The sequence below is a fragment of the Micromonospora sp. Mcm103 genome (genome assembly GCF_024519755.1).
In the GTDB taxonomy this organism is placed as follows: Bacteria; Actinomycetota; Actinomycetes; order Mycobacteriales; family Micromonosporaceae; genus Micromonospora; species Micromonospora aurantiaca.
Genome location: NZ_JALJRJ010000009.1, coordinates 230,108 through 252,857, shown reverse-complemented (window position 1 = coordinate 252,857; position 22,750 = coordinate 230,108). Strand labels below are relative to the sequence as shown.

Genomic DNA, 22,750 nt, shown 5'->3' with positions numbered 1-22,750 from the left:
GAATCAGGCACCTGCTTGACGAGTACGACGATGTTCATCGCGCTTCGACGACCCTTTCCTGAGTGATTGCTCTCCACACGGATTACTCTGCCCGTCTCGCGGCGTCACGCATGCTCCGGGCGTCCTGGCCGCCGAGGGAGTCACTGCCCACCTCGGCGTTGTGCGCGTGGGCCACGTGGTGCAGCCCGAACACCGAATCCATGCCGTCCCGCAGGCCCATGAGGTCCTCGGCCTGGTTGACCGCCTTCTTGGTCAGCGCGAGACCCAGACGCGGCATCTGTGCGATCCGTGCGGCGAGCCCCATGACCTCCGCCTCGAGCTGGTCTCTGGCGACCACCCGGTTGACCATGCCGAGCTCGGCGGCGCGCGCCGCCGGCATCCGGTCGCCGGTGAAGAGGAACTCCTTGGCGAAGCGCGGCCCCATCACCCACGGGTGGGCGAAGTACTCGACGCCGGGGATCCCCATGCGGACGACCGGATCGGCGAAGAACGCGTCGTCCGAGGCGACGATCAGGTCGCAGGACCAGGCGAGCATGAGGCCCCCGGCGATACACGCTCCCTGCACCATCGCGATCATCGGCTTGGGCAGCTCACGCCAGCGGCGGCACATCCCGAGGTACACCTCGGACTCCCGGGCGAACCGGCTGTCGGCCCCGGCCTTGCCCACATGGTCCCACCACAGGCCGGCACGCCGGTCGAACGACGAGTCGATGTCCCGGCCCGGCGTGCCGATGTCGTGGCCGGCCGAGAAGTGCTTCCCCGCGCCCGCCAGGACGACGACCTTCACCTCGTCGTCCGCGGCCGCGCGGTAGAACGCGTCGTCGAGCGCGTAGGTCATCGCCGAGTTCTGCGCGTTGCGGTACTCCGGCCGGTTCATCGTCACGACGGCCACCGGCCCTCGCGTCTCGTACCGGACGACCTCCGCCGCCTGCGGGTCCACGCCGCTGGTCTCGCTCATCTGGGTCTCCTTCTCACGGGTCGGGTGTACGTCGTGCGGGGCCGGCGGTCAGGACGCGGGGCGCACGCCGGTCAGGCCGACACCGAGGTCGTCCAGCAGAGCCGCCCGGTGCCAGGCGGCGCTGCCCCACGACGACTCCAGAGCCCACGACCGCTTGAGGAACAGGTGCAGGTCGTACTCGGTCGTGTAACCGATCGCGCCGTGGCACTGCAGAGCCGCCCGGCCCACGACGTGCGCCGCATCGGACGCCAGCGCCTTGGCCGTCGCCAGGGAGCGCAGCCGGCCCGGGACGCCCGCGGCCAGCTCGAACCCGGCCGTCGCCACCACCGGCGCGGCGAACTCCAGGTGCAGCAGCGCCGTGGCGAGGTGGTGCTTGACCGCTTGGAAGCTGCCGATCGGCACCCCGAACTGCTCCCTGGTGCGGACGTGCTCGACCGTGAGTTCGAGCATCCGTCGGGACAGCCCGATGAGTTCGGCCGAGGTCGCCAGCACCCCCCGCTCCCAGGCCAGCCGCACCACCTGCGGGTCGTCCACTGTCGCCACGAGCCGCGCGGCGGCGTACCCGGTAAGGTCCAGCGCGACGTCCACCGACGGCGATGTCGACGCCGCCGCGTCGGACACGTCGAGAATCTCGATGCGCCCCGTCCCACCGAAGCCGCCACGCAGCACCAGGTCGACACCGGAACCGAACGCGACATGCCCGGTCTCCGCAGGGTCGGCGCCGACCGTGAGCACCCCCTCGACAAACTTCGCCAGCACGTCCGGAGCGCCCGCGGCGAGCACCGCCGGAGCGACCGCGAGGGTCGCCGTGAGCGGCAGCGGGGCGGCGGCGTACCCGATCTGCTCGAAGACCGACACGAGGTGGTTCTCGTCCAGGCCCAGCCCGCCGTCGTCCTCGGCCACGAGCAGCCCCGCCACACCGAGTCCGGCCAGGCTCTCGGCCAGGGAGGCCACCTGCGCCGATCCGGCTCCGGCGCGGACCGTCGCCGGCGGGCACCGGTCGGTGAGTACCTGACGGACGACCGCCTCCAGCTCCCGCTGCTCGTCACTCGGAGCGAAACGCACGCCTGATCACCTCCTCGGCAGACCGAGCAGGCGCTCGGCGATGATGTTGCGCTGGATCTCGTTGGTGCCCGCGTAGATCGGACCCGACAGCGAGAATTGGTAGCCGCGCGTCCACGGGCCGTCGACCAGCGCGCCCGGGCCGAGCAGTTCCAGCGCCGTCTCGTGCAACGCGATGTCCAGCTCGGACCAGAAGACCTTGTTGAGGCTCGAACGCGCGCCGGCCGGGCGGCCCTCGACGATGTCGGTGACCTGAGCCAGCGTGAACTGCTGGTAGGCGTGCGCCTGCATCCACGAGCGCGCCACCCGGTCGCGGAGCAGGTCGGTCGCCGCCGCGCCCCGCTCGCCCGCGAGCGCCACGAGCGCGGCTGCCGCCTTGAGGAAACGCCCCGGTGAGCGCAGCGTCAGTCCCCGCTCCGAGCCGGTCGTCGACATCGCGACCGACCAGCCCTGGTCGACGCCGCCGAGGACCGCCGAGTCCGGTACGAACGCGTCGGCGAAGAACACGTCGGCGAAGCCCTCGTCACCGTCGAGCCGGTCGAAGCCGCGCACCGTCACGCCCGGGGTGTCCAGCGGCACGAGGAAGTACGTCAGTCCCCGGTGCCGCTGCGCCTGCGGATCGGTACGGAACAGCCCGAACAGGTGGGTGCAGAACGCGCCCCGGGTCGACCAGGTCTTCTGCCCGTTCAGGCACCACCCGCCGGCCTGCTCGTCCCGTACCGCCCGGGAGCTGATCCCCGCCAGGTCGCTGCCCGCGCCCGGCTCCGACCAGCCCTGGGCCCACAGGTCCTGCGCCGCCGCCATCCGCGGCAGCAGCTCGTCCTGCTGCTGCTTCGTGCCGAACTCGAAGATCGTCGGGGCCAGCAGGAAGATGCCGTTCTGCGTCACCCGCTGCGGCGCGCCGGCCCGGTAGTACTCCTCCTCGAAGATGAGCCACTGCCATATCGAGGCCGCACGGCCGCCGTACTCCTCGGGCCACGACACGACCGACCACCGGTCGGCGTGCAGTGCCCGCTCCCACTCCAGGTGAGCGGCGAAGCCCGCCGCGGTGTCCCCGGAGGGCAGCGGCTGCCGCGGCACGTTCGCGGCAAGCCAGTCGCGGGCCTCCGCACGGAACTGCTCGTCCTGCGCCGACCAGGTCAGATCCATCTCAGTCCCGTCCCGTCCCGGTGGAAACCGTCGGCGGCGTGTCGCGGTAGCGACGTAGTTGCGTACGCGCCACGGTGCGCAGGTGTACCTCGTCCGGGCCGTCGGCGATGCCGAGGATGCGGGCGCTGGCCCACATCCGGGCGATCGGGAAGTCGTCGGTGACCCCACCGCCGCCGTGCGCCTGGATCGAACGGTCCAGCACGTTGCGGGCGACCCGGGGCGCGACGACCTTGATCGCGGCGATCTCGGTCGCGGCGCCCTGGATCCCGACCTGGTCGATGAGCCACGCCGCCTTGAGCACGAGCAGGCGGGCCTGCTCGATCTCCATCCGGGACTCGGCGATCCAGTTCCGCACCACCCCCTGGTCGGAGATCGGACCGCCGAACGCCTCGCGGGCCATCGTCCGGCGCACCATCAGCTCGAGGCCCCGCTCGGCCATGCCGACGCAGCGCATCGCGTGGTGGATGCGGCCCGGACCGAGGCGGGCCTGGGCGATCGCGAACCCCTCGCCCTCGGCGCCGAGCAGGTTCGTCACCGGCACCCGCACGTCGTCGAACCGGATCTCGCAGTGGCCGTGCTGGTCGTGGTAACCGAAGATCGGCAGCGAACGCAGAATCGTCACCCCGGGGGTGTCGACCGGCACGAGGATCATGGACTGCTGCCGGTAGACGGCCGCCTCCGGGTCCGTCTTGCCCATCAGCACGAGGATGGCGCAGCGCGGGTCCGCGGCGCCGGTGGTCCACCACTTGCGTCCGTTGATGACGTACTCGTCGCCGTCACGCACGATCGAGGTGGCGATGTTGCGCGCGTCGGAGGAGGCCACGTCCGGCTCGGTCATCGAGAAGCCGGAGCGCATCGTGCCGTCGAGCAACGGGGTGAGCCACCGCTGCTTCTGCTCGGGCGTGCCGAACATGTGCAGCAGTTCCATGTTGCCGGTGTCCGGCGCGGCACAGTTGATCGCCTCGGGGGCGAGGTAGGGCGAGCGTCCGGTCTCCTCGGCCAGGTAGGCGTACTCGACGTTGGTGAGGCCCGACAGGTCAGGCAGGAAGAGGTTCCACAGCCCCAGCTTGCGCGCCGTCGCCTTCAGCTCCTCGACGACCGGCGGCAGGACGTGGGACACCCCGCCGTTCTCGCGGGCCGCGGCGGCGAGCTCGGTGGCGTACACCTTCTCGGCGGGGTAGACGTGCTCGGCCATGAACGTGCGCAACGTCGCGAGCAGCTCGCTCGCGCGCGGGCCGGGGCCGAGATCCATCCGGGTCAGGTCGGTCGCGTCAGCCACCGTCACTCCTTGCCTGAGCTCGTGCGGAGGGCGATCTTGCCGCGAGCGCCCCGGTTCAGCACCGTGCCGAGCGCGCGAGCGGCCTCCTCCAGCGGGAAGACCGCGCTGACGTGCGGCCTCAGCCGGCCGGCGGCGATCCACTCCAGCACCGTCGTCATGTTGGCGGCGTTCGCCGCCGGGTCGCGCCTGGCCCAGGCGCCCCAGAGGACCCCCAGCACCGCGCCCTCGGTGAGCAGCAACCGGTTGAGCTTGACCTGCGGGATCGCACCCGCCGCGTAGCCGACGGTGAGGAACCTCCCGGCCCACGCGAGGGTACGCAGCGCCGCGGTGGCGGCGTCGCCACCGACGGGGTCGTAGACGACGTCGGCGCCGGCGTCGCCGGTCAGTGCCCGCACCGTCGCTGTCAGGTCGTCGTAGCCGATGGCGTGGTCGGCCCCGTGCGCCAGGCACAGCTCACGCTTGTCCTCGCTCGACGCGGCCGCGATCACTGTCGCGCCGAGGGCCTTGCCGATCTGCACGGCGGTGAGGCCGACGCCGCCGGAGGCGCCGAGCACGAGCAGTGTCTCGCCGGCGGCGAGGCCGGCCCGGTCGACGAGGCCGTGGTAGGACGTGCCGTAGACGACGGGGATCGTGCCGGCCTCGACGAGGTCGACGCCCTCGGGCAACGGGTGAACCATGCGGGCGTCGACCAGCACCTGGGTGGCGTAGCCGCCGATGCCGCAGAAGCCGATGACGCGGGTGCCGACGGGTGGGCCGGTCACTCCGTCGCCGAGCGCCGCGACCGTGCCGGCGACCTCGCAGCCGGGCACGAACGGCAGCTCCGGCTTGGTCTGGTAGGTGCCGGCGACGATGAGGCCGTCGGGGAAGTTCACCCCGGCGCCGACGACGTCGACGAGCACCTGCCCCGGTCCGGGCTGCGGCTGCGGCCCGTCCACGACCGTGAGCACCTCGGGACCGCCGAGCTCGCGGACCACAATCGACCGCACGGCTCAGCCCTCGCTGCCCGGGCGCGCCGCCTTGTCGGTGCCGGCGAACTCGTCGCGGATCCGGTCGGCGACCCCGGTGAGGTTGAGCTCGTAGGTGAAGCCCTGCTCGAAGCGGTAGCTGCGGTTGACGTCCCACAGGTCGATGCCGTTGAGCGAGGCCTTCGCGGCCCGGATCACGGTGGGGTCCTTCTCGGCGATGCTGGTCGCGACGGCGAGCGCCGTCGCGCGCAACTGCTCCCGGGGTACGACGCTGTGCACCGAGCCGTACGCGTGCAGCTCCTGGGCGGTGGCGGTGACCGAGGTGTAGACCATGGCGCGCATCCGGTGCTGGGGCACCATCCGGGACAGGTGGGTGGCCGCGCCGAGGGCGCCGCGGTCGACCTCGGGCAGGCCGAAGGTGGCGTCGTCGGAGGCGACGATGACGTCGGAGTTGCCGACCAGGCCGATGCCGCCCCCCAGGCAGAAGCCGTGGACGGCGGTGACGACCGGGACGGGGCACTCGTAGACGGCCTTGAACGCGGCGTAGCACCCGCGGTTGGCGCCGAGCAGCGCGGTGAAGCCGTCGGTGTGCTGCATCTCCTTGATGTCGACGCCGGCGTTGAAGCCGCGGCCCTCGGCGCGCAGCAGGACGACACGCACCGACTCGTCAGCGCCGGCGGCGTCGAGGGCGGCGGCGAGCGCGAACCAGCCGGCCACCGGCAGCGCGTTGACCGGCGGGTTGTCCACGACGATCTCGGCGATCCCGTCGGGGTGCACGGTCGCCGTCACCGGCGCGTGGCTCGTGGGACTCATCCTTGCTCCTCGGTGCTCTCGGGCTGCTCGCCGGCCTCGGGGGTCGCGTCGCCGACGGTGGCGTCGAAGGGCAGCACGAACGTCGCCCACACGGTGACGGCCGTGTCGCCGGTCTGCCGCCGGCAGGTCAGCTCGATGTCGACGCGGCCCTCATGGCCGTCCTCACTTTCGAGCACGTAGGTGCGCAGCGGAACGCCTTCGAGAGTGAGGACGTCGCCGGGCCACACCTGGGCCAGGAACCGGATGCGGAAATCACGCACGTTGGGGCCGCCGAGCCAGTCGGTGGCGTAGGTGCCGAGCAGGCTGGCCTGCCACATGCCCACCGAGAAAGGGCTGGGGAACCCTGCGGCCCGAGCGAAGACCTCGTCGTGGTGGATCGGGTTCATGTCGCCCGAGGCACCCTGGTAGCGGACGAAGTCGGTGCGGGTCACCGGGCCGTAGGCGCGCGCCGGAGGGGTCGCCGGGACGGGCAGGACGACCTCGGTCGTACGGGGCTGGGCGGTGGCCGTCGTGTCGCTCATGCGGACGCTCCGTCCCCGGTAATCGGCGGGCGGGCCGTCTCGACACCGGTGAGCTTGGCGCGGGCGACGAGACGCCCGGTCTCGTCGTGGAAGTCGGTGTACATCACGGCGAAGGTCATCTCACCGCCGCGACGCCCCACCTTGGTGTAGATCTCGCCGATGCGCGACTGGCAGGTGAGCCTGGTACCGGCGCGGGGCGGCTCGCCGAAGAAGGTGTACTGCTGCTCGGCGTGCAGGCCGCGCTGCTGGTCGAGTTCGACCGCGGACCACGGGTTGGAGTCCTCGCCCTGCCAGAAGAAGGTCGTCGTGAGGAACGTCGGCTGTACGACCGGGTTCTCCTCCCGCAGGTAGGCCGCGTCAGCCGCTCCGGTGGCCAGCGCGAACTCGCGGATCTTGCCGCGTTCGACGTCGAGCCGGAAGGGGGCGCCGGTGACGCCCTGCGCGTCGGGGTTGGCCACGACGAGCTCCTTTCGTTGGTCCGCGCGAGCCGGCACGGGTCGCCGGCACGCAGCGGGTGGTCACGGGTGCTGGCTCGAGACGGACACGACCTCGCCGGTCATGTACGACGAGTAGTCACTGGCGAGGAAGACGATGACGTTGGCGATCTCCCACGGCGTCGCGGCCCGGCCGAACGCCTCCTGGGCCGAGAGCTGGGCGAGCAGCTCGTCGCTGGTCACCTTGGCCAGATGGGCGTGCATCGCGATGCTCGGGGACACCGCGTTGACCCGGATGCCGTGCTCGGCGACGTCGAGGGCCGCGCAGCGGGTCAGCGCCATGACTCCGGCCTTGGCCGCTGCGTAGTGCGCCTGCCCCTTCTGCGCGCGCCAGCCGATGACGGAGGCGTTGTTGACGATGACCCCCTTGCCGGCCGGGATCATGTGCCGCAGCACCGACCGGGTCGCCTTGAACGTCGAGGTCAGGGTCACCGACAGCACGGAGTCCCATTGTTCGTCGGTCATGTCCTGCACCGCCGCGGTGCCGCCGAGGCCGGCGTTGTTGACGAGTACGTCGATGCCGCCGAACTCCGCGGCGACGGTGTCCATCAGGTGGTCGAGCTGGGCCTGGTCGGTGACGTCGCACGGCACCGCGAGCGGCCGGGTCCCGGTGAGGCGCTCGATCTCGTCGGCCGACGCGGCGAGGCGGCGCTCGTGGCGGTCGCTGATGGCGACACGCGCGCCTTCCTCCGCGGCGCGGCGGGCCGTCGAGAAGCCGATGCCGGTGCCGGCCGCGGCGGTGACGAGCACCGAGCGCCCGGAGAGCAGCCCGTGGGCGGGGCCGGCCCAGTCGGCGATGTCGGTGTGACCGGTGTCAGACACGGGTGGCCATCTCCTTCGCGATCTCCTCGACGGTCCAGCGGGCACCCTTGTCGATGGTCCAGTCGTAGCTCCACGGCGCGCAGTGACGGATCTCGCCGCCCTTGGCGTAGTACACCTCGCCGGTCACCGGCGCGCCGGCGGTGAGCAGCCAGGCGACGAGTGGCGAGACGTTGCCCGGGTGGTAGACGTCGAACGCGGCGGGGTCGTCCGGGGCGGCGACCATCTCGCCGATGCCGGGCAGGTCCTGGGTCATCCGGGTACGCGCGACCGGGACGATCGCGTTGACGCGTACGCCGTAGCGGCCGATCTCCTGGGCGAGGATGACGGTGAGGGCGGCGATGGCGGCCTTGCCCGCTCCGTAGTTCGTCTGCCCGACGGCGCCGATGATGCCTGAGGTCGAGGAGACGTTGACGATCGAGGCGACCGGCTGGTTGCCGGCCTTGGACTCGGTGCGCCAGTGGTCGGCGAACACCCGGCAGGGCGCGAACGTCGCGCGTAGCTGGCCACGGATCACCGCGTCCCAGTCGTCCTCGCTCATGTTGACGAACATCCGGTCTCGCAGGATGCCGGCGTTGTTGACGAGGCCGTCGACTCGTCCGTAGGTGTCGCGGGCGAGCGCGAGCAGTTCGCGGGCGCCCTCGGTGGTGGCGACGTCCGCGATGCTGGCCACGGCTTGCCCGCCGGCGTTCGTGATCTCGGCAACGACGGCCTCGATGACCGAGGGCTCGCTGCCGGTGCCGTCGGCGGCGGCGCCGGTGTCGGCGGCGACGACCGAGGCGCCTTCGGCGGCGGCGAGCAGGGCGTGCTCACGGCCGAGGCCGCGGCCGGCACCGGTGACGACGACGACGCGTCCCTGCAGTGCTCCCATGACTAGTCCTCCTTGTGCCCGGCCGGGGTCGACGTGACCGGCGCAGGCACGCCGAGCCGGTCGAGGGTCCGGGTGGCCTCGTCGATGATGCGGTCGATGAGTTCGGCGACGCTCGGGACGTCGGCGATGAGTCCGACGACCTGGCCGGTGGCCATGACGCCGAGGTCGGTCCTGCCCTCCAGCAGAGCCGACCGGTAGAGCATCGGAGCGTTGGCCGCCATGACGACCTGGCTCCACGTCAGGTCGTGGGCCTTGCGCATGGCCAGTCCCTCGCGGACCATGTCGCCCCACGGCGTGCCGGACAGCTTCTGGAAGGCGAAGGCGTTGCGTACGGCCCGCAGCAGCCGGCCGGCGGCGGAGGTGCGCTCCAGCTCCTCGATCGTTCCGGCACGCAGTACGCGCTGCGGCACGCCGTCGACCTGCAGGGTCAGCACGGTGTCGTTGACCGTCTTGGACAGGTAGACGTCCTTGACCGATGGCTGGACCGGCGAGTCGCTGGTGAGCAGGAAGCGGGTGCCCATGGCGATGCCCTCGGCACCGTAGGCGAGCGCGGCGACGAGGCCGCGGCCGTCGAAGAAGCCACCGGCGCCGATGACCGGGATGTCGACGGCGTCGACGACCTGGGGCAGCAGCAGGCTGGTGGGTACCCCGCCGGTGTGGCCGCCGCCCTCCCCACCCTGCACGATGACGGCGTCGGCGCCCCACGCGGCGACCTTCTCGGCGTGGCGGCGTGCGCCGATCGACGGGACGACGACGAGCCCGGCGTCCTTGCACTTGGCGATGAGTTCCTGCTTGGGGGCCAGGGCGAAGGAGGCGACCTTGACGCCGGCCGAGATGAGCAGGTCGATGCGCTTGGCGACGTCCGGCTGGTCGGCGCGGATGTTGACGCCGAAGGGCGCGTCCGTGCCGGCCTGGATCTGCTCGACGGCCACCACGAGCTCGTCGTAGGAGAGCAGGCCGGCCGCGAGGATGCCCAGCCCGCCGGCGTTGGCCGTCGCGGTGGTCAGACGCACGTCGGAGACGTAGCCCATGCCGGTCTGGACGATCGGGTACCGCACCCCGAACAGGTCGGTCGCGCGGGTACGCAGCGTCGGGTGCAGCCCCTGGCCTTGGCTCATGCCGGGATCTCGCGGTCGCGCAGCGAGCGGGGGTCGATGACCTCGCGGATGAGGCGCAGCTCCTCGGCGCTCGGCTCGCGGGTGGCCGGGACCTCACCCTCGACGTGCACGGCGCAGCCGGTGGCCGCGTGGAACTCCTCGATCGTGACGCCGGGGTGCAGGCTGAGCAGGCGCATCGTACCGTCGGGGCCGCCGAAGTCGAGGACCGCGAGGTTGGTGACGACGCGGCGCAGATCGTGGTGCGCGCTCGCGGCCGGGCCGGCGGCTCGGGCGCTGTCGGTGCCGACGCCGGAGACCATGTCGACGGTCCGGACGAAGCTGCGCGTGGAGTGGTTGGGCACCCAGTAGCTGGTCGGGTGGTAGACGCTGTTGCCGGGGGCGCCACGCACGCCGAGCAGCTGCACCTTGGGCCGGGCGTAGTCGCCGATGGCCGAGATGTTGGTGTTGCCGTGCCCGTCGATCTGGACCGGGATCATCATGACGTGCCGCTTGCCGTGCCAGACGAGGTCGAAGATCGTGCGGAACGGGCTCCAGCCCTCGATGACGACGCCCTCAGTGGCGTGCGGGTCCGCGCCGATCGCCCAGGAGCCGGAGACGAAGTGGGCCTCACCGTCGGTGAGCAGCAGGTCGGGGGCGACGGTGAGCCGGGCGAGGCGGACGCCGATGGCCGGGATCGTGCCGAAGGCGCTGGCGATGGACTCGCCGTCGCCGGCGAACGTGTCCGCCACGGCGACCGCGCAGTACTCGGCGCGGGTCACCGGCGCGTCGGCGGTGGTGGCGCTGCCCGTGGGCTGGTCCACGGACTCGGTGGCGGCGCTGCTCATGCGACCTCCTCGGCTCGGGCGGCGACGGCCGCCTGGTAGTCATCTTCGGTACCGGACAGGTACCGCTTCTCGAACTTGGCCCAGGCCTGCGGGTCGCCGGCGGCCTTGACGTACTCACGCTGGAAGGCCTCGTCGCGCTCGTAGTCGGGGGCGCAGGAGGTGAAGTGCGCGCCGTTCGGGGTCTCGACGACGCCGGCGACGAGCTGACGGTTGATCTTGATGGTCGCCGAGTGCCCGGCGGCGCTCAGCTCGGCCGTGGGCACGATCCGCTCGCAGGACATGAAGGCCTGGTCGGCGGCGAGGCAGTAGAGGTCGTCGAAGTACGGGTCGGGCCCGAGGAACTGGCCGTTGCCCTGGGCGTCGGCGCGGTTCATGTGTACGAGGGCCGCGTCGAGGCGCAGCGGCGGCATCGCCACGAGCCGCTCGGTGCCGTACGGGTCCTGGACGAGCTTGAGGCCGGGGTTGTGCTTCAGGACGTCGGACCCGAGCCCGGCGCGGGTGGGCAGGAAGGGCAGGCGGATGCCGGCGGCGTACAGCCCCCACTGGAGCATGCCCTCGTCGTACTCGGCGACCTCGACGGCGCCGTTCTGCCGCGCGGCGCGGAAGTGCGGGTCGAGGGCGATGCTGTCGAGCGAGACGAAACCGAAGACGACCTTCCTGACCTTGCCGGCGGCGCAGAGCAGCCCGACGTCCGGCCCGCCGTAGCTGACCACGGTCAGGTCCTTGAGGTCGGAGCGCAGGATCTCGCGCACGAGGGCCATGGGCTTGCGCCGTGAGCCCCAGCCCCCGATGCCGATGGTCATCCCGGAATCGAGCCGCGACACGACGTCGCGGGCTGTCAGAGTCTTGTCGGCCATGTGTCCCTCATCGTTGCGTCTGTCGGAGCACTGCCCGAGCGGTGGTGAGCAGCGCGAAGGGCGAGTCGCGTGCCGGGCATCCGCGGCCGGGTCGCCATGTAGCAAGCGCTTGGTTGGTACCCTAACAGCCCCAGGGGAAGGGTCAAGACCCTGTGGCGAAGGAGGACGGCAGATGGACACCGTGGTGCGCGAGCGTGTCGACGCGGTGGGAGTCATCAGGATCAATCGGCCGCAGGTACGCAACGCCCTCGATCCCGACACCCTCCTGGCGATGACCGACGCCCTGCTCGGATACGACGCGGACCCGGGCGTACGCGCGGTCGTGCTGACCGGCACCGGCGAGTTGTCCTTCAGCGCGGGGATGGACCTGCGCGCCGCGGCCGAGGGTCGCCTGGTCGACGTGGCCCGCAGCCCGCTGACGCTGCTGCGCGGCGGCTACCGCAAGCCGGTCATCGCCGCGGTCAACGGGCCCGCCGTCGGCGGCGGCTTCGAACTCGCCCTCGCCTGCGACCTCGTCGTCGCGGCCGAGCACGCCTACTTCGCGCTGCCCGAGGTGGGGCGCGGCATCGCCGCCACCGAGGGCGGCACCGACCTGCCGCGTCGCGTGCCGGTCGCCGTGGCCCTGGAACTCGGGCTGACTGCCGAACCGCTTCCGGCGGCCCGGGCCCACGAGCTGGGCCTGGTCAACGCCGTGGTCCCCGCCGGCGAGGTCTTTCCGCGCGCGCTGCGGCTGGGCGCCCGGATCGCGACCCACTCCCCCGCGGCGGTGCGGGCGACCAAGCGGCTCATGCACCTGAGCCTGGACCCCCGCGTGGACGATCTCGCCGCGGTCAACCGGCTCGCGACCCTCGAACTGCTCGCCGGCCCGGATGCCGCCGAGGGCGCGGCCGCGTTCGTCGCCAAGCGGGCGCCGCGATGGGCGGACGCGCCCTGAGCGCTCAGGGACGCGCCGCCGCGATCTGCTCGCGCGTCCACGCGACCGAACGGGTCACCGCCGGCTCGGCGCCCTCGGCTTCGATGGCGGGGCCGATCAACTCGACGTCGACGATGCCGGCGTAGCCCGCCCCCAGCACGCTCGCCAGCAGACCGGCCATCGGCAGGTCGCCGTCCCCGGGCACCCACCGGTTCGGGAAGGTCGAGGTGCCGACCCGGAAGTCGGACACCTGCAGCAACTCGACCTGACCGATCCGGTCGCGAATCAGCTCCGTCAGGCCCCGCTCCTGCCAGCAGCAGTAGAGATCGAGGCAGATGCCGATGCCGCAGAGGTCGGCCAGGGCGAGGGCGTCGCGCGCGGTGTGGGTGAAGCTGAGGTCGCACTTGACCGGCAGGGTGTTCTCCACAGCGAGGCGCACTCCGTGTTCGCGGGCGGTGGCCACGACCGGAGCGATCCGCTCGGCGAACCGGTCGGCCGCCTCCTCCCACGTCAGGTGCGCCGAGGGGCCCGAGGTGAGGTAGACGAGACCGGCCCCGAGCCTGCGGGCGTCGACGACACCGTCCCGCAACGCCGCGACCTGCTGCGCCCAGCCCGATTCGTCGTCCGGGTGGGCGGTGAAGCTGTGCACGAGGTAGCCGAGCCGTACGTCCTGCCGGGCGAGCAGGTCTCCGAGAGCCGCCACGCCGAAGGCGGTGGCCTTGCTGCGCTGCAGGCCGACGAGGTCGGTACCGGTACGCCGGTACATCGCGATCTCCTCGGGCAGGTCCCAGGACATCGCGGCCATGCCGCTGACGCAGACCGGATTGGTCGTGACGGACATCGGGCTCCTGTCGGCTCGAGGTATTCGATACGCGCCCGGCGTACCCCGAGGGGCGCCAGGTGCGGCCGCAGCCGGGCCGCGACGGCCTCGGCGATGCGCTCCGGGGTCCACGCCGTGTGCCGCAGCACGGGCTCGGCGAGCGCCGGGTGGGTCGTCAGCATTAGTTCGGGACCGTAGGAGCGCAGCACCTGGCCGGTCAGGTCGACGCTGAGGTCGGAGAGCAGGTAGAGCAGCAGCGGCACGTTGGCCTCGGGCGCTATCCCCGCGTTCTGCCCGCTCGGTACGCCGCGGAACTGTTCGAGCACCTCGGCCATCCGGGTCTGGGCGTTCGGGGATATCGCGTTGACGCGGATCCCGACCTCGGCGAGTTCGGCCGCCCAGGCGTAGGTGAGCGTGGCGATCGCGGCCTTCGTCGCCCCGTACACGGCCGTCTCGGCACGGCCCATCTGCTCGCCCGAGGTGACGTTGACCAGGACCCCGTGCCCCTGGGTACGCATGGCCGCGATGGCGGCGTCTCCCCAGCCGATGGCGCCGAGCACGTTGACCTCGAGCATCCGGCGCACAGTGGCCTCGGACTCGGCGCCGGCGCGAGCCATCGCGAAGACGCCCGCGTTGTTGACGAGGCCGTCGAGCCTGCCGTGCTCGGCGAGGCAGTCACGCACGAGGTCGTGCGCGCTCGTCCAGTCCGCGACGTCGGCGACCCTTATCGAGCCCTGGCCGTCCGCCGTCGCGAGTTGCCCGCCGAGCCGTTCGAGTCCGTCCGCGTCGACGTCGACGGCGATCACGTGGGCCCCGGCCGCGGCGATGCCCCGCGCGTATGCCGCCCCCAGCCCGTTGGCGGCGCCGGTGACGAGGACGACGCGACCGGCGAGCAGGCCGGTGGACCTGGTGGCGGGCGGACAGCCGGACGGGCCGGCGGGGACCGGGTCGGACATCGGGCAGCCCCCTCTCGGCTGATCGGGATCCGCAGCGCGAACTACCGAACGAGCGCTTGGTTGGTAGGACCGTAGGCGTTGCGAGGACCCCGGTCAAGGAGGGCTGCCTTTATCATGCTGAAGGCATCGAAGTGATATAAAGCAAGCGCTTGACCAACACATATGCTCGAGGAACCGGGAGCACCCATATGTCGACGACCCAGGACCGACGCTCGGTCATCCTCGACAACGCCGCACACCTCTTCGCAGCCAAAGGAATCGATGCCACGACCGTCCGCGAGATCGCCGACTCGGTCGGCATCCTCTCCGGCAGCCTGTACCACCACTTCAAGTCCAAGGACGAGATGGTCAACGCGATCATCTCGGACTACCTGACCGACCTGACCTACCGCTACGGCGAAGTCCTGGCGTCCGAGGAGAAGCCGGCGACCCAGTTGCGCAAGCTCGTCACGAGTTCGCTGGCCAACATCGAGGCCCACCCGCACGCGACCGAGATATACCAGAACTCGAGCAGCTACCTGCCCAAGATCGAGGGCTACGAGCACATACGCGAAGCGGCCGCCACGATCCAGCGGGCCTGGATCCAGGTGCTAGAGGCCGGTATCGCCACGGGCGACTTCCGCAACGACATCCCGGTACGCGTGCTGCACGGCATGTTGCGCGACGCGCTGTGGCTCTCGGTCCGCTGGTTCAAGCCGACCCCGTCGTATTCCATGGCGAACTTCGCCGACGACTTCGTCTCGGTGTTCCTCGACGGCATTCTCGCCCACGACTGAGCGCCCGCAAACCAAGCGCTTGCTAGGGTGGTGCCGGATGAGGAGGCGCGCCCATGACGGCAGCAGGTCACGCCCGGACAGGTCCGGCCCCGATCGACACCACCCGGCACGCCGGGCTACCCGCGGGCGTCGACGCCTGGCTCGGCCGCGCGGTGCCCGAGTTGCAGGGGAACCTCCGCCACGAGGTCATCGCCGGAGGGCGTTCCAACCTGACCTACCGGATCACCGACGCGGCCGGCCACGTCGTCGTGCTGCGCCGTCCACCGCTCGGAAACCACCCGGCCACCGCACACGACGTACTGCGCGAGGCGCGGATCCTGCGCGGGCTGCACGGCCACCTTCCGGTGCCGCGAGTGCTCGCGGTCGAGGAGACGGGCGAGGTGGCCGGCGCGCCTCTCGTCGTACTCGAGCACCTCGACGGTGTCATCCTGCGCAGCCCTGCCGACGTCGATCGGCTCACCACCGAGGCCGACCGCTCGCTCATCGGCCCCACGCTCGTCGACGCTCTCGTGGCCGTGCACCGACTCGCCCCGGAGGTCATCGGGCTGGGAGGTCTGGCCCGTCGCCGTGACTACCTCACCCGCCAGCTCGGGCGCTGGCACGAGAACTGGCGCCGGAGCAGGATCCGCGACCTGCCCGATCTGCAGACCGCGCACGAGCACCTCGCGGCCGCGGCGCCCGAACAGTCCCGCTCGGGGATCGTGCACGGCGACTTCCGCCTCGACAACTGCATGCTCGACTCTCGATGGCGGGTCCAGGGCGTGCTCGACTGGGAGCTGACCACCGTCGGAGACCCGCTGGCCGACGTCGGCCAGCTGCTCGTCTACTGGGCGCAGGCCGGCGACACGGCCCGCGCGCTGTACGACCCGGCCACGGTCCGGCCCGGCTTCTCGACCCGGGACGACCTGCTCTCCCGGTACTGCCTCGCCACCGGCACCGACCCGGAGCGGATCGACTACTTCGTCGCCTACAACTGGTGGAAGACCGCGTGCATCGTCGAGGGCGTGTACGCCAGGGTCGCGCAGGGCGCGATGAGCGGTGGTGACCGCACCGCGGCCTCGTTCGCCGAGCAGTCGGCCGCCCTCGCCGGCCGGGCGGCGGCCCTCGCCGCGGCGCTGCCCAGGCCCTGATCCGCGCCCGGCCGTACCCACTCGGAGTGGTGGCATGAGCCAGGTGTCGACGTCCCCGGTTCGACCGGGGACGTCGACACACCCGCCTAGGAGAGGCGCTCGATGACCATCGCCATGCCCTGGCCACCGGCCGTGCACATCGTCTCGAGGCCGAACTGGCCGTCCCGGGCCCGCAGCCCGTTGATGAGCGTCGTCGTCATCCGCGCTCCGGTCTGACCGAACGGGTGGCCCAGGGCGATCGCGCCACCATGGACGTTCACCCGCTCGGGATTGGCCTTGAGGTCCGAGATGGACGGGACGACCTGAGCGGCGAACGCCTCGTTGAGCTCTACCAGATCGATGTCGGCCATCGAGAGCCCGGCCAGCGCGAGGGCCCGCCTCGACGCCTCGACCGGACCGAGACCCATGATCTCCGGCGAGATCGCCGAGACACCGGTGGACAGGATCCGGGCCAGCGGCGTGACGCCGAGTTCGGCGGCCTTGCGGCTGGACATGATGACGAGGGCGGCCGCGCCGTCGTTGAGCGGGCAGCAGTTGCCCGCGGTCACCGTACCGTCGGGCCGGAAGACCGGCTTGAGGCCGGACAGCGACTCGCCCGTCACCCCGGCGCGAGGACAGTCGTCGGTGGCCACGACGGTGCCGTCGGCGAGGGTCACCGGCGTGATGTCGGTGGCGAAGAAGTCCGACTCGATCGCGGCCTGGGCCCGCTGCTGGCTCGTGGCGGCCCACTCGTCCTGCTCGGCGCGGCTCACCCCACGGTGGCTCGCGACGTTCTCGGCGGTCTCGCCCATCGCGATGTAGACGTCGGGCAGTTCATTCGCGTCGCGTGGGTCGGTCCACGGGCCGGCGCCACCCCGTCCGCGGGTGGCGGTGCGCTCCCCCGCCGCGGCGAAGATCGGGTTCTTCGTGTCCGGCATGCCGTCGGCCTTGCCGGCGGCGAAGCGCGAGACGGCCTCGACCCCGGCGGAGACGAGCACGTCCGCCTCACCGGAGCGGATGGCGTGCAGCGCCATCCTGGTCGTCTGCAGGCTCGATGCGCAGTACCGCTGCACGGTCGTCCCGGGGAGCCGGTCGAGCCCGAGTTCGACCGCGACGACGCGCGCGAGGCCCCAGCCCTGCTCGCCGGCCGGTTGCGCGCAGCCGAGCATGAGGTCGTCGATCTGGGCCGGATCCAGCGCCGGCACCTGGGCCAGGGCCGCCTGGACCATCTGGGTGGCCAGGTCGTCGGCCCGCATCGAGGCCAACGACCCCTTGAAGGCCCGGCCGATCGGCGAGCGCGCCGCGGCGACGATGACTGCGTCCTGCATTGGTGTCCTCCGGTTCTCGGGCTGGCGCCCGTGACGGCGGTGCCGTCGGTGTCAGGTCTGGTCGGGGCGTCGGGCCTGCCGGCGAGCAGGGCACCGGGGCCGGTGCGCCCGCACGAAGCGCATCGCCGGGCTCACCCGGTGAGCTTGAACTTCTGGATCTTTCCGCTCGCGGTTCGTGGCAGTGCCGGAACGATGGTGAAGCTGCGCGGGCGCTTGAAGTTGGCCAGCCGCTCCCGGCACCACGCCTCGAGCTCGCCGATGAGCGCCGACTCGTCCCCGTTCCAGGCGGGAACGGTCTGCACGAAGGCGCTGCCGACCTCGCCCATCCGCGCGTCGGCGACCCCGACGACTGCGACGTCGAAGACGGCGGGATGCTCGGACAGCACACGCTCGACCTCGGCGGGGTAGACGTTGAAGCCCCCGACCATGTAGACGTCCTTGATCCGGTCGGTGATGCGCAGGTAGCCGTCCTCGTCGACCCACCCGACGTCACCGGTGTGCAGCCAGCCGTCCTCGTCGATGGCCTGCGCCGTGGCGACCGGGTCCTCGAAGTAGCCCGACATCACGTTGTAGCCACGCACGAGGACCTCGCCCGACTCCCCGGCCGGCAGCGCCTGTCCGTAGAGACCGGCGATCCGCAACTCGGTGCCCGGGATCGCCCGCCCGCAGCTGGTCGAGATCCGCTCGAGGCCGGCGTCGGGCGGGCACACGGTCGCGGTGCCGCACGTCTCGGTCAGGCCGTAGGCGGTGATGACGTCACGGAAGCCGAGTTCCTCGCGCATCCGGCGCAGCAGCGGCACCGGCACGATCGTGGCGCCGGTGACGGCCAGGCGTACCGATCTGAGGTCGTATCTGCCGAGGTCGGGGTGTTCGAGCAGGGAGGTGTAGACGGTGGGCGCGCCGGGGAAGACCGTGACCCGTTCCTGCTCGATGAGACGCAGCACGGTCTCGACGGCGAACACGGCGACCGGGATGATCGTGGCGCGCGTGAGGAGGCAGGCCAGGATGCCGGCCCGGTAGCCGAAGCTGTGGAAGAACGGGTTGACCATGAGATAACGGTCGCCTCGCCGCAGTCCGACGAGGCGGGCCCACTCCCTGTCGACGCGAAGGTTCGAGGCGTGCGAGACCATCGCGCCCTTGGGGTAGCCGGTGGTGCCGGAGGTGAACAGGATGTCGGACACGTCCTCCGGGGCGAGGGCGGCGATCCGTTCGTCCACGACTCCGGGGTCGACCTGGTCGGCCAGCGCGGTGAAGCCCTCCAGGGACCACACGCCGTGATCGGTCTGCTCGCGGCCGGTGGCGGACAGGTCGACGACGGTACGCACCGAGGGCAGCAGTGGCACGGGGCGGCCGACGGCCGGTGACGGCCCGTCACCGCGCAGCGCGGCCAGGTAGTGGGTGTCCAGGAAGGCGTCGTCCAGGACGACCATCGTGGCCCGGACCTTGGCGATGACGGACCGTGCCTCCTCACCACGGAAGCGGGTGTTGACGGGGCACAGCACGCCCCCCGCGGCCAGCACGCCGAGGGCGCTGATGACCCAGTCGGCGCTGTTCGGGGCCCAGACGATGACGCGGTCCCCCGGCTCGAGACCGTGCGCGACCGCGGCCCGCGCGAACCGGTTGACGGCCGCGTCGAGCTCGGCGAAGGTCATCCGCACGTCCCCGTCGACAAGGGCCTCGAGCTCGGCGGCGTCCTGCGCGGCCTGCCGCAGCAGGGCGGGGATCGTGGTCAACACGTCACTCACGCACATCTCCTCACGCGGAGCCGGTCACTTGTTGGAAACGAAGCACAGACTACCAACCAAGCGCTTGCTAGACTAGCGGTGGCGACGCCGGCGGCCAGCGTCAGCGAGCCACGCCGACTCAACCGATCCGGCCTGCGGCACCGACCGGTGAGGCATTTGAAGGAAGGGAACCCGGTGGCAGAGGCATACATCGTGGACGCCGTCCGCACCCCCGTCACGCGACGCCGTGGCGCGCTCGCCGACATCCACTCGGCCGACCTGGGAGCCGCCGCGCTCACCAGCCTCATGAGTTCCTCGGGAATCGACCCCGGCGCCGTCGAGGACGTCGTGTTCGGTTGCGTCGACACCATCGGCCCACAGGCCGGTGACATCGCCCGCACCGCCTGGCTCGCCGCCGGCCTCCCGCAGCACGTACCCGGCGTCACCGTCGACCGGCAGTGCGGCTCGAGCCAGCAGGCGGTGCACTTCGCGGCCCAGGCCGTCATGGCCGGAGTCAACGACGTCGTCGTCGCCGGGGGCGTGCAGAACATGAGCGCCATCCCCATCTCGGCCGCGATGCTCACCGGTCAGCAGTACGGCTTCGACGACCCCTTCTCCGGGTCGATCGGCTGGCGCAAGCGCTACGGCGACGAGCAGATCTCGCAGTTCCGCTCGGCCGAGATGATCGCCGAGAAGTGGGGCGTCAGCCGGGAGGACATGGAGCGCTTCGCCCTGCGTAGCCACGAGCGGGCCCTGCGGGCCATCGCCGAGGGCCGCTTCACTCGCGAGATCCGCGCCGTCGGCGACGTCGACACCGACACCTGTCCGCGCGCCGACACGAGCCTGGAGAAGATGGCCGCCCTCGACCCGCTGACCCCGGGCGGCCGAGTCACCGCCGCCGTGTCGAGCCAGATCTGCGACGGCGCGGCGGCCCTGCTCGTCATGAGCGAGCGGGCCGTGGCCGAGCACGGGGTGACCCCGCGCGCCCGGATCCACCACCTGTCGGTACGCGCCGACGACCCGGTGCTGATGCTCACCGCCCCGATCCCTGCCACCGCCCACGCGCTCGAACGCACCGGGCTGTCGATCGACGACATCGATCTGTTCGAGATCAACGAGGCGTTCGCCTCGGTCGTGCTCGCCTGGCTCCAGGAGACGGGGGCCGACCCGGAGCGGGTCAACGTCAACGGCGGCGCGATCGCCCTGGGCCACCCGCTCGGCGCCACCGGCGCCCGGCTGATGACCACCCTCCTGCACGAGCTCGAGCGCATCGGCGGCCGCTACGGCCTGCAGGTGATGTGTGAGGGCGGCGGCCAGGCCAACGTCACGATCATCGAGAGGCTCTGATGACCCACTCCCCCGCGACGCCCGGCGGCGTCGACCTGACCGGCCAGGTCGCCGTCGTCACCGGCGGCACCCGTGGCATCGGCGCCGAGATCACCCGCGCCTTCCTCAAGGCCGGGGCGCGGGTGCTCGTGTGCGGCCGCAGCGAACCCGAGCAACTGCCCGCCATCGACGGGCGCACTCCCGCCTTCGTCCAGTCGGACGTACGCGATCCGGAGCAGGCCAAGGCCCTCGTCGCCGCGGCGGTGGACCGGTTCGGCCGGCTCGACATCCTGGTCAACAACGCCGGTGGCGCACCGAGCGCCGACACCGCGACGGTGTCCCCCCGCTTCGTCTCGGCGGTCGTCACGCTCAACCTGCTCGCCCCGTTCTACGTCGCGCAGCAGGCCAACGAGGTCATGCAGCGTCAGGGCAGCGGGACGATCATCAACATCGGCTCGGTCGCCGGAGCAAACCCGGCCCCGGACACCGCCGCGTACGCCGCGGCCAAGGCGGGCCTGACGATGCTGACCCGGTGCCTCGGGCTCGACTTCGCGCCCGCCGTACGGGTCAACCAGGTGACCGTGGGTCTCGTACAGACCGAGCTGTCGCATCTCTACTACGGCGACGAGGCGGGGCAGGACCGCGTGGCGCGGACGATCCCCATGCGGCGGATGGCCACCCCGGCCGACATCGCCGCGGCCTGCCTGTTGCTGGTCTCGCCGCTGTCCGCCTACGTCACCGGCACCGAGATCGTCATCGACGGTGGTGGGGAGATCCCGTCGCGGCACCTGGCCGCCCAGCCGCCCGGCACAGGTCCGCTCGGCTGAGCGCCGCGGCGTACGTACGGCGGAGGGGCCGCACCGGTTCGGTGCGGCCCCTCCGCTCCTGCCTGCCGTGGAGTTCGGCGGCTCGCTCAGAGGCCGGCGAGCGCTGCCACCTCGGCGCGGACCGCCGCCGGAGAACCGGCCAGCAGCTGGGCCGACTTGCCGCGCTTGAAGAACAGGTGTGCGTGGTGCTCGAAGGTGAACCCGATGCCACCGTGCAACTGGATCGCCTCGGCGGCGACGGTCATCAGCGTGTCGGCGCACACGAGCTTGGCCAGCGCCGCGTCGTGCGAGCGGGTGGCGGCCCCGGTGCGTAGCGTCGTGACGAGGTGGTCGGCAGTGGCCTGCGCCCCGGCGACCGCGACGGCGAGGTCGGCGCAGCGGTGCTTGAGGGCCTGGAACGACCCGATCGGGCGGCCGAACTGCTCGCGGACCTTGAGGTAGTCGACGGTGAGGTCGAGGCAGGCGCGGGCGGCGGCCGCCGATTCCAGCGCGAGCATGGCGCGTACGTGGTCCAGCAGCACCCGGGCACCGTCGCCACCGGGGGCGTCGACCCGGGTGGCGGCGGCCTCGCGCAGGTGCACGGTGCTCAGCCGCCGGGTCTGGTCGAGCGTCATGTGCGTCCGCACGTCCACCCCGTCGGCGGACCGGTCCACGGCGTAGACGCCGAGCTCACCGCCGCCGTTGCGGGCGGTGACGAGAAAGGCCCGGGCGGCTTCGGCCCCGGCGACGAGGGTCTTCGTCCCGGTCAGGGCCCACTCGTCCCCGGCGCCGGTGGCCCGGGTTGCGGTCTGCTCGAGATCCCAGCCCGCGCCGTCCTCGGCGAGCGCGACGGCCAGGGTCAGCTGCTCGTCCACGACGCGTGCCAGCAGGGGCTCGGCGCTCGGGCCGAGGGCGCGGGCGGCGAGGATCGCGGTGAGGCTCGTCGCGAGCGCGCCGGGCACGAGCCGGGCCCCGAGCTCCTCGATCACGGCGGTCGCGGCGGGCACGTCCAGGCCGAGCCCGCCGAGGTGCTCCGGTACGACGAGGCCGAGCAGGCCGAGCTCGGCCGTGAGCAGGTCGTGCAGCAGCGGGTCGTAGCCCTGTTCCCCGACCATGACCTCGTGGGTTCGGCGCAGGTCGGCCTGCCCGTCGAGCACCTCGGCGACGGAGGCACGGATCTCGGCGAGGTCCTCGGCTGTCACCGCATGCGACGTCTCGGCCACGGCACGAGGGTCGGCGTGCGTTCCGGTCATCGTCCTCAC

At 71.9% G+C, this 22,750-nt stretch carries 22 protein-coding genes and 1 pseudogene; 5 read left to right on the top strand and 18 right to left on the bottom strand.

The genetic code is table 11. The features are described from left to right. Positions 1-82: 82 nt before the first annotated feature. From OC439_RS14380 to OC439_RS14320, 13 genes are read right to left on the bottom strand one after another with little or no spacing between them, the layout of a single operon-like run. The gene (locus OC439_RS14380) at positions 83-958 is read right to left on the bottom strand and encodes an enoyl-CoA hydratase (RefSeq protein ID WP_262013844.1); all 876 of its coding nucleotides are present in this window, start codon (positions 956-958) and stop codon (positions 83-85) included. A 48-nt stretch (positions 959-1,006) separates the two neighbouring features. After that, a complete protein-coding gene (locus OC439_RS14375) occupies positions 1,007-2,023 on the bottom strand; it encodes an acyl-CoA dehydrogenase (protein WP_262013843.1) in 1,017 nt (338 codons plus the stop codon). A 6-nt stretch (positions 2,024-2,029) separates the two neighbouring features. Further along, positions 2,030-3,169 (bottom strand): acyl-CoA dehydrogenase family protein, encoded by a 1,140-nt coding sequence (locus OC439_RS14370; protein WP_262013842.1) that lies wholly within the window; start codon positions 3,167-3,169, stop codon positions 2,030-2,032. A gap of 1 nt (position 3,170) precedes the next feature. Beyond that, positions 3,171-4,421 (bottom strand): acyl-CoA dehydrogenase family protein, encoded by a 1,251-nt coding sequence (locus tag OC439_RS14365; RefSeq protein WP_262013854.1) that lies wholly within the window; start codon positions 4,419-4,421, stop codon positions 3,171-3,173. A gap of 29 nt (positions 4,422-4,450) precedes the next feature. After that, a complete protein-coding gene (locus OC439_RS14360; protein WP_262013841.1) occupies positions 4,451-5,434 on the bottom strand; it encodes an NADPH:quinone oxidoreductase family protein in 984 nt (327 codons plus the stop codon). A 3-nt stretch (positions 5,435-5,437) separates the two neighbouring features. Further along, positions 5,438-6,226 carry an enoyl-CoA hydratase family protein gene (locus OC439_RS14355; protein ID WP_262013840.1) on the bottom strand — a complete coding sequence of 263 codons (789 nt, stop codon included), beginning with the start codon at positions 6,224-6,226 and terminating at the stop codon, positions 5,438-5,440. Then, entirely contained in the window at positions 6,223-6,747 is a 525-nt protein-coding gene (locus OC439_RS14350; RefSeq protein WP_262013839.1) for a MaoC/PaaZ C-terminal domain-containing protein, read from the bottom strand. The genes OC439_RS14355 and OC439_RS14350 overlap by 4 nt, the downstream gene beginning before the upstream one ends. Next, positions 6,744-7,205, bottom strand: coding sequence for a MaoC family dehydratase N-terminal domain-containing protein (locus OC439_RS14345; protein WP_262013838.1), 462 nt, complete (start codon positions 7,203-7,205; stop codon positions 6,744-6,746). The genes OC439_RS14350 and OC439_RS14345 overlap by 4 nt, the downstream gene beginning before the upstream one ends. A 60-nt stretch (positions 7,206-7,265) precedes the next feature. After that, entirely contained in the window at positions 7,266-8,063 is a 798-nt protein-coding gene (locus OC439_RS14340) for an SDR family oxidoreductase (RefSeq protein WP_262013837.1), read from the bottom strand. After that, a complete protein-coding gene (locus tag OC439_RS14335) occupies positions 8,056-8,931 on the bottom strand; it encodes an SDR family NAD(P)-dependent oxidoreductase (RefSeq protein WP_262013836.1) in 876 nt (291 codons plus the stop codon). Before OC439_RS14335 ends, OC439_RS14340 begins: the two co-directional genes overlap by 8 nt. A gap of 2 nt (positions 8,932-8,933) precedes the next feature. Then, entirely contained in the window at positions 8,934-10,049 is a 1,116-nt protein-coding gene (locus OC439_RS14330; protein WP_410054923.1) for an NAD(P)H-dependent flavin oxidoreductase, read from the bottom strand. Next, on the bottom strand, positions 10,046-10,873 hold the full coding sequence (locus OC439_RS14325; protein WP_262013835.1) for a CoA-transferase subunit beta: 828 nt from the start codon (positions 10,871-10,873) through the stop codon (positions 10,046-10,048). Before OC439_RS14325 ends, OC439_RS14330 begins: the two co-directional genes overlap by 4 nt. Beyond that, positions 10,870-11,730, bottom strand: coding sequence for a CoA transferase subunit A (locus OC439_RS14320; protein ID WP_262013834.1), 861 nt, complete (start codon positions 11,728-11,730; stop codon positions 10,870-10,872). The genes OC439_RS14325 and OC439_RS14320 overlap by 4 nt, the downstream gene beginning before the upstream one ends. A gap of 172 nt (positions 11,731-11,902) precedes the next feature. On the opposite strand from OC439_RS14320, the gene OC439_RS14315 reads away from it, so the two are divergent. Next, positions 11,903-12,664, top strand: a complete 762-nt coding sequence (locus OC439_RS14315) for an enoyl-CoA hydratase/isomerase family protein (protein ID WP_262013833.1) — start codon at positions 11,903-11,905, stop codon at positions 12,662-12,664. 4 nt (positions 12,665-12,668) lie between these two features. On the opposite strand, the gene OC439_RS14310 is transcribed toward OC439_RS14315, so the two are convergent. Next, entirely contained in the window at positions 12,669-13,484 is an 816-nt protein-coding gene (locus OC439_RS14310) for a sugar phosphate isomerase/epimerase family protein (protein ID WP_262013832.1), read from the bottom strand. Positions 13,485-13,678: 194 nt separating this feature from the next. Beyond that, positions 13,679-14,419: pseudogene (locus tag OC439_RS30365) on the bottom strand (SDR family NAD(P)-dependent oxidoreductase); the annotation flags it as partial. Between the two features lie 188 nt (positions 14,420-14,607). Here OC439_RS30365 and OC439_RS14305 point away from each other — a divergent pair. Then, positions 14,608-15,195 (top strand): TetR/AcrR family transcriptional regulator, encoded by a 588-nt coding sequence (locus tag OC439_RS14305; protein WP_262013831.1) that lies wholly within the window; start codon positions 14,608-14,610, stop codon positions 15,193-15,195. Positions 15,196-15,248: 53 nt separating this feature from the next. Continuing rightward, a complete protein-coding gene (locus tag OC439_RS14300; RefSeq protein ID WP_262013830.1) occupies positions 15,249-16,325 on the top strand; it encodes a phosphotransferase family protein in 1,077 nt (358 codons plus the stop codon). Positions 16,326-16,411: 86 nt separating this feature from the next. Here the strand turns inward: OC439_RS14300 and OC439_RS14295 are convergent, their stop codons facing one another. After that, positions 16,412-17,632 (bottom strand): acetyl-CoA C-acetyltransferase, encoded by a 1,221-nt coding sequence (locus OC439_RS14295; RefSeq protein ID WP_262013829.1) that lies wholly within the window; start codon positions 17,630-17,632, stop codon positions 16,412-16,414. A 131-nt stretch (positions 17,633-17,763) separates the two neighbouring features. Further along, the gene (locus OC439_RS14290; protein WP_262013852.1) at positions 17,764-19,368 is read right to left on the bottom strand and encodes a FadD3 family acyl-CoA ligase; all 1,605 of its coding nucleotides are present in this window, start codon (positions 19,366-19,368) and stop codon (positions 17,764-17,766) included. Between the two features lie 183 nt (positions 19,369-19,551). On the opposite strand from OC439_RS14290, the gene OC439_RS14285 reads away from it, so the two are divergent. Then, positions 19,552-20,703, top strand: coding sequence for an acetyl-CoA C-acetyltransferase (locus tag OC439_RS14285; RefSeq protein WP_262013828.1), 1,152 nt, complete (start codon positions 19,552-19,554; stop codon positions 20,701-20,703). After that, entirely contained in the window at positions 20,703-21,509 is an 807-nt protein-coding gene (locus OC439_RS14280) for an SDR family oxidoreductase (RefSeq protein WP_262013827.1), read from the top strand. The genes OC439_RS14285 and OC439_RS14280 overlap by 1 nt, the downstream gene beginning before the upstream one ends. Before the next feature lie 86 nt (positions 21,510-21,595). Here OC439_RS14280 and OC439_RS14275 read toward each other — a convergent pair whose 3' ends face one another. After that, complete coding sequence (locus OC439_RS14275) at positions 21,596-22,741, bottom strand: acyl-CoA dehydrogenase family protein (RefSeq protein WP_262013826.1); 1,146 nt, start codon at positions 22,739-22,741, stop codon at positions 21,596-21,598. Between the last annotated feature and the right edge of the window lie 9 nt (positions 22,742-22,750).